A 12,863-nucleotide genomic window follows, 5' to 3' on the forward strand; every position below is an offset into this window, starting at 1 on the left:
ACACAGCCTGCCCCGGATACGAAATGGCGTCACTTCAGGGTTTGCAGTTGTCCATCAGCCGTAACGCGAAAACGGTGCTGACAAAACTGTAACACCACATCATCAAGCAGGCTGTCACTGTAACCACTATACAGTCGCAAGGGTTTACCGAGCCGTTGCTCTAACTGGATCACCTTTTCACTGGACAGACAGCGGAGGGTGAGTACGCGTCCACCAAAAGCCCGGGACATCTCACTCCCGATGGTTTTGACTTGCGGTAACCATTGCGTGTCACCATAAACCTGTTCGACCAGTGTCAGCGGCGATCCCGTCACGAGCCAAACTTCAGCATCATCCAGTAAGTAATCATGCAAGCGTTGTTGCACCAGTGGGAAAGGGGTGACATAAGCACGGAACTGACGGGTAAAATCCTTTTCCAGTTGCTGAAGATGGCGTTCACTGCGACCGAACGTCATCCCCCATAAAAGCAGGCTCATTGGCCAGCGAGTCGCACGCCCCTGAGCCATAAGACCAAAGGTAACTACGGGTAAGAGGCAAATGACCAGTGGTAAGTTCAGTGGAAGATGACGTAATAAATAGCGCAAAAAACGACCAAAAAGATCCTCCTGATGTAATGTGCCATCGAGATCAAAAAAGACCGCCCGCTGTGCATGGTTCTGTATCAAGGCTGACTCCTGAAGCTTGCTAGCTTATAATTATATCGAGTTTGCAAAGAGTAACAGATAGCACAATCCTTTTCTGAAACTATTATGTGCCTGGGGTCTGGTGAGCAAAAGCGACAATATATTTTCTCCAGCAAGATTGATATGCACTATAATTAATTGTTAAATCAGCTAATTAAAATAGTATGTGGACATTTAAAACGCTGCCTCGGAGATAGAATGAACTGTTTATTGCGAATAAGAACCCGCTACCCGACACTGGCGCAAAGTGATCGTAGACTGGCTGACTTTTTACTTGCCGATCCTGAACGGGTGCGACATTTAAATTCTCAACAACTTGCTGAAGAAGCAGGCGTAAGCCAGTCAAGTGTGGTGAAATTTTCGCAAAAACTCGGTTTCAAAGGTTTTCCTGCATTAAAGCTGGCGATCAGTGAAGCCCTGGCCAGTGGTCATAATCCACACTCAGTACCGGTTCACAATCATATTCTTGGCGATGACTCGTTACGTACTGTAGGCGATAAACTAATCAAAGAAAATACTGCTGCGATGCATGCGTCTCTGGACATCAATAGCGAAGAAAAATTGCTCGCCAGTGTCATCCTGCTGCGTAATGCTCGGCGAATATTAATAGCAGGCATTGGGGCATCCGGATTGGTGGCAAAAAATCTTTCGTGGAAGCTAATGAAAATTGGTATTAATGCCGTGGCTGAACAGGATACGCATGCTTTACTGTCAACCGTTCAAGCCATGTCATCAGAAGATCTGCTACTGGCGATTTCCTACTCTGGCGAACGGCGTGAAATCAATCTTGCCGCCGATGAAGCTTTGCGTGTGGGGGCAAAGATTCTTGCCATAACGGGTTTCACACCAAATGCCCTGCAGCAACGCGCAACAGAGTGCCTGTATACTATTGCAGAGGAACAAACGACTCGCAGTGCGGCTATTTCATCAGCCTCTGCACAAATGCTGCTGACGGACCTTCTGTTTATGGCATTAGTCCAACAAGATCTTGAAAATGCACCGCTGCGAATACGTCACAGCGAAGCATTAGTAAAACGCCTGCTTTAACGATAACGGTTAGCCGACTATATTTAGATTTAGTGATGCATAGCGATTATATATACAAAATCGTTCACACCGCAGGGAAAGGGTGACGTAAGGAGCCCGCGGCAACTAATAATAGCTCGTGCCTAAAGCCAGCCAGTAAAAATAAACTTCCCATAGCAGCAATGAATATTTATATCGTTACAGTTAATACGTCTCTACCCAAAAACCTGGCACCATTCATATTTTATATGAAATAAAGTCGCCCTCATTATTTAATCATGAATGTGAAAAATCACCGTTTATGATGTTAAATTGATATATTCATACTATTTACCCTTTCCCTTCCTGTTTAAAATAATAATACCTGAATAGCACGAAGAAATTAAATGGGTTCCATTCTTCAATTAACCAAATTGCAGAGTACCAACATTATAAGTAAGATCAGGAAGCCGCGCGTATTTTCCGGTTATCAGATTTTCAAGTGCAACCATGTCGCCCCAGAGCGCAGAGCTATGATGATAGCCCAATTTGGGAACCGAAATATGAAAATAACCTTCGTGTGAATTATGGGTCTGGCTGTTTACTTTACATTCAACCTCATGGTAAGCCATTACTTTTTTTATATACTGATCACGGTCATGAATGGTAAAGCCATCTTTTAAAATGCCATAAACTTTATCAGTATTTCTATTTACAATATTAAAAATAAACCCTCTCATTTTTGAAATTTCATTCTGCATATTTTCAATCTCACTGACTATTTCTTTTCTTAACCTAATAGTTTCTTTAATGGAATCACTATGACAAAATAAGTGCAGTAATGATAATACCTTGGTACTCATTGTTTCATCAGGATAATGATGTGGTTCCAGTTTAGTAATAAATGAATTTTTTATCCTTTCATTCATTTTACATTTATGAGCCAACAATGAATTCACATCATAATTAAATACATCATTAAAAGAAAGCTTATCCATAATATCCTCTGGCATTAACAATATTAAGCTTATGATAAAAACATTTCATCATTCTTTATCATCGCTTACATTGTCACTTAGTAAGGAATAAAACACTATAAAGAAACGCTTTCCTTTATTTACATTTAACCATGTAAAACAACAAAAACCTCGTTATTTAATAACATAAAGAATATAGTTACGTTATTAAAATTATAAATTTTTTGATCTTAATATCATCAAATAATAACTAAAACACCGCAATAATTGGGGATATCTTACTTATGTGCTAGAATGCAAAAAGTCAGTTACCCTTTACAGGCTTGCAGCATCTTATCGGTGTAATGTTGCCAGTCCTGCTTGTACATTAACGCACTCATTTTATATGAGCCTGAAGATAACCTTCTAAAATGTCATTACTTATTACTAAACGCTGTATCAATTGCGATATGTGTGAACCCGAGTGCCCAAACCAGGCAATCTCTATGGGGGATGTCTTCTACCAGATCGATACTGAAAGATGTACCGAATGTATTGGGCATTATGAGGCACCGACCTGTCAGCAAGTGTGCCCCATTGCTGGTACTATCATTAGTGACCCACATAACCCGGAAAGCGAAGAACAACTTTGGGATAAATTTGTGCAGCTACACCACGCTGACAAAATTTAGCTTTCAATAATGACTGTCGCGCAAGCGTAATGCCGTTCATCTGCCAGGGTCACATGTATCGAACGAACACCTAACTCTTGCGCCATACGCTGAGCCTGTTCATGAAAAAGCAATAATGGCTTTCCCAGGGGATTATTGCTCACTTCAAATTGGTTAAAAGCCAGACCATTACGAATCCCTGTCCCGAATGCTTTTGCAGCGGCTTCTTTAACAGCGAACCGCTTGGCCAGAAAGCGGGCTGGCTGTTGGTGAGCCTGGTACTGTGCCCATTCATCAGGACTTAATATTCTTTTAGCCAGCCGATCACCAGAACGAGATATTGCACCTTCAATACGTGCGATCTCTACAATATCGGTACCAATTCCCAGAATAGCCATTAACGACGCGCTTCTGTCATCAGGTGTTTCATTTCCGCGACCGCTTCCTGCAACCCACTAAAAACAGCTTGCCCGATGATCGCATGGCCGATATTTAACTCATACATTTCGGGAATGGCCGCAATCGCCTGAACATTGTGATATGTCAGGCCATGCCCGGCATTAACCTTAAGACCTTTTGATGCAGCATAGGCGGCTGCATCAGCGATACGAGCCAGTTCCTTCCCCCTGATGATGTCATCCTGAGCATCCGCATAACAACCGGTATGGATTTCAATATAGGGCGCTTTCACCGCAACAGCGGCATCAATTTGCTGATAGTCCGCATCGATAAACAGAGAAACTTGAATACCTGCATCAGCCAGGCGGGTGCACGCATCGCGCATTTTATCCAGCTGCCCAGCGACATCAAGCCCCCCTTCAGTGGTCACTTCCTGGCGATTTTCGGGTACTAAACAACAAAAATGGGGGCGTGTTTCACAAGCAATAGCAAGCATCTCTTCGGTGACTGCCATTTCAAGATTCATACGGGTTGCCAGTGTTTCTCGCAGAATGCGCACGTCACGATCGGTAATGTGGCGGCGATCTTCTCGCAGGTGTACAGTTATCCCGTCGGCACCGGCTTGTTCAGCAATAAAGGCCGCCTGAACGGGGTCAGGGTAACTGGTTCCACGTGCATTACGCAGTGTCGCAATATGGTCGATATTTACGCCTAATAATAACTGAGTCATGCTATCCCCCTATTTTCACAGTAGCCACTAATGTACATCTGGCTACACCATAATAGCTATGCTTGTCCGCAGGCTGGCAGCTATTTTGTGGCCAGCTGAATTATTTTTTAATACTCCACTGGCGAAACAACTCACGGCTTTTTAGCGGTTTGCCTTGCAGATAAGGTTTCAAAGCCATGCGGGTAAAACGTTTTGCTGCGCGTAATGTATCAGCTTCGGCAAAAGTTCTTTCTGCTAAAGCCTTAAGCTGATGCCCGGTAAAGCTGCGGTTATTATTTACCATACTGGCAATAAAACCTTTTTCTTCACGGTAGAGATAGGTCATGTCATCACTGACAACTTCACCACTCCCGGCGCAATGCAGGAAATCAACACCGTAACCAAGATGTGACAATAACGCGAGCTCAAAGCGCCGTAATGCAGGCTCCGGAGTCCCTTCTGCGGCCGCAAGTTCCTGGATACAATGGAGGTAGTCAAAGAATAGATCAGAAAAGCAGGTTTCCTGCTCAAGTACCCGGGCCAGTAGCTCGTTAACATACAGGCCGCTATAGAGTGAGATACCATTGAGTGGCAAAGCAAGGGAAACCGCTTCTGCACCGCGTAAGGTTTTTACTTCTCCCCTACCACCGAAACGTATCAGTAACGGAACAAAGGGCTGTAAAGCCCCTTTCAGATTAGAGCGACGGGCACGAGCACCTTTTGCTATCAAACGCACTCGCCCGGACTCTTGTGTAAAAACGTCAAGTAGCAGACTGGTCTCGCTCCAGGGGCGAGTATGCAGAACAAATGCCCTTTGCCAGCCTTCCATTGCCTGGCCTTTATAAGTCGTCGGTATAACCGAGACTACGCAAAGCACGTTCGTCGTCAGCCCAGCCTGATTTCACTTTCACCCACAGCTCAAGGTGGACTTTCGCTTCAAACATCTCTTCCATGTCTTTTCGGGCTTCAATACCAATCGTTTTAATCTTGGTACCTTTATTACCGATGACCATCTTCTTTTGCCCCTCTCGTTCCACGAGAATCAGGCCGTTGATGTCATAACCACCGCGTTCATTCGTCACAAACTGCTCAATTTCGACAGTGACGGAATAAGGTAATTCAGCGCCGAGAAAACGCATCAGTTTTTCACGGATAATCTCTGAAGCCATAAAGCGCTGGGAGCGATCGGTGATGTACTCTTCCGGGAAATGATGAATCGCTTCAGGTAAGTGTTTGCGCACAATACTGGCGATGGTATCCACATTCATCCCTGTTTCTGCAGAAATAGGAACAATATCAAGGAAATTCATCTGGCTGCCAAGGAACTGTAAATGAGGCAGCAGTGCAGTTTTATCTTGCACATTGTCCACTTTATTCACCGCCAGAATCACCGGAGCACGGCAATCACGCAGTTTATTGAGAACCATCTCATCATCAGCTGTCCAGCGAGTGCCTTCCACAACAAAAATAACCAGCTCAACGTCACCGATTGAGCTGCTGGCAGCACGGTTCATCAAACGGTTAATGGCTCGCTTTTCTTCCATATGCAAACCCGGGGTATCAACATAAATAGCCTGGTATGGCCCTTCTGTGTGGATCCCCATAATACGGTGACGTGTGGTTTGTGCCTTACGTGACGTAATGGAGACTTTCTGCCCAAGCAGCTGGTTTAATAACGTGGATTTACCAACATTTGGTCGCCCGACAATGGCCGCAAATCCGCAATAGGTTTGTTCTTCACTCATTCCAGCTCCAGCTTTTTAAGCGCCTGTTCAGCTGCAGCCTGTTCCGCTTTACGGCGGCTAGAGCCAACTCCGACAACCGGTTCAGACAGGCCACTAATCTGACAGTGGATAGTAAACTCCTGATCATGAGCTTCACCACGAACCTGTACGACCAGGTAAGAAGGTAAAGGCAAATGACGCCCTTGCAAATATTCCTGCAAGCGCGTTTTAGGATCTTTTTGTTTATCACCCGGGCTAATTTCATCCAGGCGTGTCTGATACCAGCATAAGATCAGACGTTCAACATTTTGAATATCGCTATCAAGGAAAACACCACCAATTAATGCCTCAACGGTATCAGCGAGAATAGACTCTCGACGGAAACCACCACTTTTTAATTCTCCCGGCCCCAGACGTAAACACTCACCGAGATCAAATTCCCGGGCAATTTCTGCAAGAGTGTTACCACGAACCAGTGTGGCACGCATACGGCTCATATCCCCTTCATCAACACGGGGGAAGCGAGTATAAAGTGCATTAGCAATCACATAACTGAGGATTGAATCCCCTAAAAACTCCAGACGTTCATTATGTTTACTGCTGGCACTACGATGAGTTAACGCTTGTTGCAACAGTTCCTGATGTTGAAAAGTATAGCCCAACTTGCGTTGTAATCTATTTATGACGATGGGATTCATGCGATACCAAAATTAATTAATACATCGACTATTTTCAGCACAGGAAACAGACCTGAAAAATACACAACGCTGTTTCGTGTGCTGTGGCTCCCTAATGGGAGCCATCCTTTAAAGCGGGGTTATTCTATACACAACGACCGAGGATGTCGTTAGTTTGTGGGATAAAATTGCTTAATGAATGCCACCGATACGATTTAAGCGAACACCCGTTGGCCATTCACCTTCTTGTTTCTCAAAACTCATCCAAATCGCTGTCGCTTTACCCACCAGATTCTGCTCAGGGACAAATCCCCAGTAGCGGCTATCAGCGCTATTATCCCGGTTATCACCCATCACAAAATAATTACCCGGTGGCACAATCCAGGTTGCTGGCGGTAAACCGGGTTGATGGTAGTACATCCCCACCTGATCCTGCGCGATCGGTAATAACAGGATACGATGTGTCACATCACCCAGCGTTTCGTTACGTACGTTAAGACGCTCGCCATTTTCCAGTGTTTTATCCAAAGGCTCACTGAAGAACCCAGATGTCGCTTCTGAACCGTCACGGTGTGTAAAGGTTTGCACGAACTCGCTGGGTTCAATGTTTGAGTAACTGATCGGCAACGTGGATTCACATGCCTGACCAGAGCGACAGTTCGGATAGATAGTCAACTCTTTAGACTGTGGATCATAACTTACGCGGTCACCTGGCAAGCCAATGATGCGTTTAATATAATCAAGACGTGTGTCACGCGGATATTTAAATACAGCAATATCACCGCGTTTAGGATGCCCTGTCTCTATCAAAGTTTTTTGATAGATAGGATCTTTTATTCCGTAAGCAAATTTCTCCACCAGAATAAAATCACCAATGAGCAACGTCGGCATCATAGAACCCGAAGGGATCTGGAAAGGCTCATAAATAAATGAGCGAATGATCAGAACAATCGCCAACACGGGAAAAATAGAAGCCAGTGTTTCCATCACTCCCTGTTTTTGCCCCACTTTTTTCAGCGTCTTTTTATCCAGCGTACCACCCGTAGCAGACTGAGCTGCTGCCTGCTGTTGTCGACGCTTTGGTGCAAAAATAAACTTATCCATACACCAAAATATGCCCGTGACCAGCGTGGCAAGCACGAGGATCAGGGCAAACATATTCGCCATGCAAACTCCTTAGATTATTTGCCGTCTTTACCGACATGAAGAATGGCAAGGAATGCTTCCTGAGGCAGTTCAACGTTACCGACCTGCTTCATACGTTTCTTACCGTCTTTCTGTTTCTGCAACAGTTTCTTCTTACGGCTGACATCACCACCATAACATTTTGCCAGTACATTTTTACGTAACTGCTTAACTGTCGAACGTGCAATGATGTGGTTACCAATCGCCGCCTGAATAGCAATATCAAATTGCTGGCGTGGGATCAGATCTTTCATCTTTTCTACAAGCTCACGACCACGATATGGCGCATTATCATTGTGCGTAATTAACGCCAGGGCATCTACACGTTCACCGTTAATCAATACATCAACACGCACCATGTTTGAAGCCTGAAAACGTTTGAAATTGTAATCCAGAGAAGCATAACCACGAGACGTTGACTTCAGGCGGTCAAAAAAGTCGAGTACTACTTCAGCCATAGGGATTTCATAGGTCAGCGCGACTTGGTTACCGTGATACACCATATTCGTCTGTACGCCACGCTTTTCAATACATAGCGTAATAACATTACCCAGGAACTCCTGTGGCAGCAGCATATGACATTCAGCAATAGGCTCACGCAGTTCGTCAATATTGTTCAGTGCTGGCAACTTGGAGGGGCTATCGACATAGACAGTCTCTTTGCTGGTAGTCAGGACTTCATAGACAACTGTCGGCGCTGTGGTTATCAAATCCAGATTGTATTCACGTTCCAGACGTTCCTGAATGATTTCCATGTGTAATAAGCCAAGGAAACCACAACGGAAGCCAAACCCCAGCGCAGTAGAACTTTCTGGTTCATAGAACAAGGATGCATCATTGAGGCTCAGTTTGCCCAGAGCATCCCGGAACCCTTCATAGTCATCGGAACTGATTGGGAACAAACCAGCATAAACCTGCGGTTTAACCTTTTTAAAACCCGGTAATGCTTTATCTGCCGGATTCCGTGCCAGTGTCAGGGTATCCCCCACAGGTGCACCAAGGATATCTTTAATAGCACACACCAACCAACCCACTTCACCACACTTCAGTTCCGGGCGATCAATTTGCTTCGGTGTAAAAATGCCTAATCGGTCAGCGTTATACGTCTGGCCCGTACTCATGACTTTAACTTTATCACCTTTACGCAAAGTGCCATTTTTCACACGAATCAATGACACAACGCCTAAATAGTTATCAAACCATGAGTCAATAATCAGAGCCTGCAGAGGGCCATCAGGATCACCTTCCGGTGGTGGAATATCCCGTACCAGACGCTCCAGCACATCCGGAACGCCAAGGCCAGTTTTTGCGGAGCAACGCACCGCATCCGCGGCATCAATACCGACAATATCTTCGATCTCTTCGGCTGCACGTTCAGGATCAGCAGCAGGCAAGTCAATCTTATTAAGGACCGGAACGACTTCCAGATCCATTTCCATGGCGGTATAACAGTTTGCCAGGGTTTGTGCTTCAACTCCCTGCCCGGCATCAACTACCAGTAATGCACCTTCACACGCCGCCAAAGAACGAGACACTTCATAGGAGAAGTCAACGTGCCCTGGGGTATCAATAAAGTTGAGCTGATAGGTTTCCCCATTCTTTGCCTTGTAATCCAGCGTTACGCTCTGCGCTTTAATAGTAATACCACGCTCACGTTCCAGATCCATTGAGTCCAGCACCTGAGCGGCCATTTCGCGATCGGAAAGACCGCCACAAATCTGGATAATACGGTCGGACAGCGTCGATTTGCCATGGTCGATATGGGCAATGATAGAAAAGTTTCTTATGTTCTTCATAGTTAGCGTTTTTTATGCCTTACAAATGCCTGAAAGCTCGGCGCTCGCGCTGTACTGCGCATGATGTGGTGGCTATCTCGTGCCTGAAACGCCGCATTCTACACTACAACCTTAAAACGGGGAAACTGCTCATTCCTCAGTCATTACTGAATGATAAGCAGAAATTTTCCCCGCCGGTCGATGTAAAAGAAATTATGGGTGATTTAAAGGGGGTGTGGAGGTCTCAACACGTAAAGCATCTGGCCCCAGAGCAACACTCAGAATAACAGGCTGCCAGTTATCACGCTGACTGAAACGGTGTGAAAAAATACGCGCCATAAGAAAACCACCTATGCCGCCAAGTAAAGCGCCAGACATTGCTGCTATATCCGTTCCAAAAAGCCATTGAAACAGTCCGGCAAAAATAAACAGTCCGGCAAGCGGAAGCATGTAAACGATGACCGCAGAGGTTAACAAGCTTTTTTCAGCGATGCCTAGCTCAACTTTCTGGCCGGCCATTAAGGGTTTATCACTTGTCACCGTCAAAAAATGTTCTGTTTGCGGCCCCAGTTTATTCAATACACGGGTACCGCATCCGGAGCGTGAAGCACAACCATTGCATGACGTTTTAACATCACACTTCAGCAGTGCCTCACCATTTTGCCAGGATACCACTGTTGCCCACTCTTTAATCATGGTGCTGTCTCAAATTTTACACTGTCTGCGATACGTTTAGCTGTCTGTGGTGGCAGCTCCCCAACGACGGTAATTTCTGCTTTATCACGGTGTTGAGTATCAATAGTACGACGTCCTGTACGGATCAACTGATCACTATGATTAACTGAGCCCGTTATCTCATTCACATTCACCGAGAAGCTAAATAACCCGTCGCTATAAAGGCGAGACTCAATCGGCGTGCCCACTACCGGCAAAGGCCGGCGACTACTGGAAATCTCTTTGAAACCTTCAGGTATCCAGGATACCTGCCAGGCAATACTCGACGTCTCGCTTTCTGGTACAGAAAACACAGGAGGTAAGTTAGCCTTTTCCAGTTCACTCATTAAGTGCACAAGACTTTCACCAACAGAAAAAGAGATAACCCTGAATTGCTCTAAGGTTTCGCCGTCTCTGTCCAGTAAATCGACTCTCAGTGGGAGCTTCGTTTCCGTATCGAGCCATACAATATAACTGTAACGCGTTCCATCCCTGGCGACGATACGTAACACGTCACACAGACGATTAGCAATACGGGTTCGCCCTACTGGGATGAAGTCATAATAGGCAGCTAACTGGCTAAAATTGCTATAAACAATGGAGGGTAATGAGTCGACAATGTAATCGCCGTTTAAGGTAAAAGGTTCAAGCCCTGGTTCAAAATAGCTAATTTCGTCACCACGCTGAACAACCTCCCGCAGTGGGCCATCCATTTGTAATAATTGGGCAAGCGTCTGGTCATTCAGTCGAATATGACGATAGCGCTGGGATTCGATTCCCTGTTTATTTACGCTTATGAAAGACAGCTCATAATTGAGTGACTGGCTAGCCTGGTTCATCTCCTGCAACAACGCCTCAGACGAATTTTCTTTCGCTGAGGCGCTTGCGGTAAACAACAGGCTGCTTGTCACGACAGACAGGACACACCAAAGTTGCTTCATTACTGCGATTGCGTTCCTAAAGTTTGCGTTCCAGGCACCTGGATTGCCGCTTGCTGAGGCGATACTTGTTCAAACTGTGATTGCCCGGCGTGTAAACGACGTTGCAGCTCATAATCTTGTAGCATCGCATTAATACGACGACGCTGCTCTTGTGCCTGTTGCTGTGTTGCACTCCCTGACATGGAGGTATCAGAAGGCACCCCCAGGCTCACAGGGCTAGCCTTGCCGATCATCGGCATGGTATTAAATACCGGAGAGTCTGGCTGTAACTCAGCCTCAGGCGAACCATGATACTGTTGCACGCCGACAATAACAGCCAGAGAAACACAAGCAGCGACGCCAGCCTGGGTTAAATGACTCGCCCAAGGGCGAACACGCCGCCAAAACGGCATTTTCTGCCACTGCTCTGGTTTAGGCTGAGACTCTGTTATTAATGGCACAGCACTTTTTGCTGATTCATTAGCAATTGCTGCCATCACATTGGTAGATATATCGAAATGAAGAACATCACTGCTGTCGCCACGCAATACGTCGCGAATTAGATGATAACTCTTCCAGCTTTCTTGCAGCGACGTGTCTTTAGACAAATCACTTAACAATTCACTGTCAAGAGACTCACCATCCATTAAAGCGGAAAGCTGTTCTTTCTGCATGTCTAATACCCTTCCAGTAATCCGACATCTCAACGCTTAATAAGCGGTTGAACTTTATTATCAATAGCTTCACGAGCACGGAAAATCCGTGAACGAACCGTTCCTACTGGGCAATCCATAATGGCGGCTATTTCTTCATAGCTCAATCCATCCAGCTCCCGCAACGTAATTGCCATACGTAAATCTTCCGGGAGCGACTCAATGGTACGGAAAACTATCTGCCTTAGTTCTTCTGACAACATTAAGTTCTCAGGGTTCGAAATTTCTTTCAGTGCGTTGCCACTTTCATAATTTTCAGCATCGCTGGCGTCCACATCACTTGACGGAGGACGTCGTCCCTGGGCGACGAGGTAATTCTTTGCCGTATTGACAGCAATACGGTACAACCAAGTATAGAATGCGCTATCGCCACGGAACGAATCCAGTGCACGATACGCTTTTATAAATGATTCCTGCACAACGTCAGGTACATCCCCGGAAGGTACATATCGGGAAACCAGACTGGCAACTTTGTGTTGATAACGCAACACCAGTAAGTTAAACGATTGTTGATCGCCCTTCTGGACCCGTTCGACGAGAACCTGATCTGTTAACTGCTCGCTCATCGAAGGTAACGCCTCCCAAAATCATATATCCACACATCAACAACTACACACCACTCGGGCCCTGCATTTTTGAGCAAGCTCAGGCTTTGAGTCGCCGTTATGCGTAAAGTTCCATTACACCTTTTTTTTCTTATATATTCAGCAGATTTCATTTTTTTGATTATCG

15 protein-coding genes are annotated in these 12,863 nt (G+C 45.5%); 2 read left to right on the forward strand and 13 right to left on the reverse strand.

Going from position 1 to position 12,863, the window contains the following annotated elements:
• Positions 1 to 29: 29 nt before the first annotated feature.
• The gene (gene yfhb, locus JK154_RS11870; RefSeq protein WP_211992797.1) at positions 30 to 662 is read right to left on the reverse strand and encodes a phosphatidylglycerophosphatase C; all 633 of its coding nucleotides are present in this window, start codon (positions 660 to 662) and stop codon (positions 30 to 32) included.
• 219 nt (positions 663 to 881) lie between these two features.
• Here yfhb and JK154_RS11875 point away from each other — a divergent pair, with 219 nt between their 5' ends.
• On the forward strand, positions 882 to 1,730 hold the full coding sequence (locus JK154_RS11875; RefSeq protein WP_211992743.1) for a MurR/RpiR family transcriptional regulator: 849 nt from the start codon (positions 882 to 884) through the stop codon (positions 1,728 to 1,730).
• 383 nt (positions 1,731 to 2,113) lie between these two features.
• On the opposite strand, the gene JK154_RS11880 is transcribed toward JK154_RS11875, so the two are convergent.
• Entirely contained in the window at positions 2,114 to 2,686 is a 573-nt protein-coding gene (locus tag JK154_RS11880) for an NleF caspase inhibitor (protein WP_211992744.1), read from the reverse strand.
• 389 nt (positions 2,687 to 3,075) lie between these two features.
• On the opposite strand from JK154_RS11880, the gene JK154_RS11885 reads away from it, so the two are divergent.
• Entirely contained in the window at positions 3,076 to 3,336 is a 261-nt protein-coding gene (locus JK154_RS11885) for a YfhL family 4Fe-4S dicluster ferredoxin (RefSeq protein WP_211992745.1), read from the forward strand.
• Here JK154_RS11885 and acpS read toward each other — a convergent pair.
• The 11 genes from acpS to rpoE form a co-directional block, all read right to left on the reverse strand.
• Positions 3,333 to 3,713: a holo-ACP synthase gene (acpS, locus tag JK154_RS11890; RefSeq protein ID WP_211992746.1), complete on the reverse strand. Its 381-nt coding sequence runs from the start codon at positions 3,711 to 3,713 to the stop codon at positions 3,333 to 3,335. The genes JK154_RS11885 and acpS overlap by 4 nt on opposite strands.
• Positions 3,713 to 4,444: a pyridoxine 5'-phosphate synthase gene (gene pdxJ / locus JK154_RS11895; protein ID WP_211992747.1), complete on the reverse strand. Its 732-nt coding sequence runs from the start codon at positions 4,442 to 4,444 to the stop codon at positions 3,713 to 3,715. The genes acpS and pdxJ overlap by 1 nt, the downstream gene beginning before the upstream one ends.
• A gap of 100 nt (positions 4,445 to 4,544) precedes the next feature.
• Positions 4,545 to 5,252 (reverse strand): DNA repair protein RecO, encoded by a 708-nt coding sequence (gene recO, locus JK154_RS11900; RefSeq protein WP_211992748.1) that lies wholly within the window; start codon positions 5,250 to 5,252, stop codon positions 4,545 to 4,547.
• Positions 5,253 to 5,262: 10 nt separating this feature from the next.
• Positions 5,263 to 6,168 carry a GTPase Era gene (gene era / locus JK154_RS11905; RefSeq protein WP_211992749.1) on the reverse strand — a complete coding sequence of 302 codons (906 nt, stop codon included), beginning with the start codon at positions 6,166 to 6,168 and terminating at the stop codon, positions 5,263 to 5,265.
• Entirely contained in the window at positions 6,165 to 6,845 is a 681-nt protein-coding gene (rnc, locus tag JK154_RS11910; RefSeq protein WP_211992750.1) for a ribonuclease III, read from the reverse strand. The genes era and rnc overlap by 4 nt, the downstream gene beginning before the upstream one ends.
• A gap of 171 nt (positions 6,846 to 7,016) precedes the next feature.
• A complete protein-coding gene (gene lepB, locus JK154_RS11915) occupies positions 7,017 to 7,991 on the reverse strand; it encodes a signal peptidase I (protein ID WP_211992751.1) in 975 nt (324 codons plus the stop codon).
• Between the two features lie 14 nt (positions 7,992 to 8,005).
• On the reverse strand, positions 8,006 to 9,805 hold the full coding sequence (lepA, locus tag JK154_RS11920) for a translation elongation factor 4 (protein WP_211992752.1): 1,800 nt from the start codon (positions 9,803 to 9,805) through the stop codon (positions 8,006 to 8,008).
• Positions 9,806 to 9,997: 192 nt separating this feature from the next.
• Positions 9,998 to 10,480, reverse strand: a complete 483-nt coding sequence (gene rseC / locus JK154_RS11925) for a SoxR-reducing system protein RseC (RefSeq protein WP_211992753.1) — start codon at positions 10,478 to 10,480, stop codon at positions 9,998 to 10,000.
• Positions 10,477 to 11,439 (reverse strand): sigma-E factor regulatory protein RseB, encoded by a 963-nt coding sequence (gene rseB / locus JK154_RS11930; protein WP_211992754.1) that lies wholly within the window; start codon positions 11,437 to 11,439, stop codon positions 10,477 to 10,479. The genes rseC and rseB overlap by 4 nt, the downstream gene beginning before the upstream one ends.
• Complete coding sequence (gene rseA / locus JK154_RS11935) at positions 11,439 to 12,092, reverse strand: anti-sigma-E factor RseA (protein ID WP_211992755.1); 654 nt, start codon at positions 12,090 to 12,092, stop codon at positions 11,439 to 11,441. The genes rseB and rseA overlap by 1 nt, the downstream gene beginning before the upstream one ends.
• Positions 12,093 to 12,121: 29 nt before the next feature.
• Complete coding sequence (rpoE, locus tag JK154_RS11940; RefSeq protein WP_211992756.1) at positions 12,122 to 12,697, reverse strand: RNA polymerase sigma factor RpoE; 576 nt, start codon at positions 12,695 to 12,697, stop codon at positions 12,122 to 12,124.
• Positions 12,698 to 12,863 lie beyond the last annotated feature (166 nt).

It is taken from the genome of Citrobacter sp. JGM124 (assembly GCF_018257795.1).
GTDB lineage: Bacteria > Pseudomonadota > Gammaproteobacteria > Enterobacterales > Enterobacteriaceae > JGM124.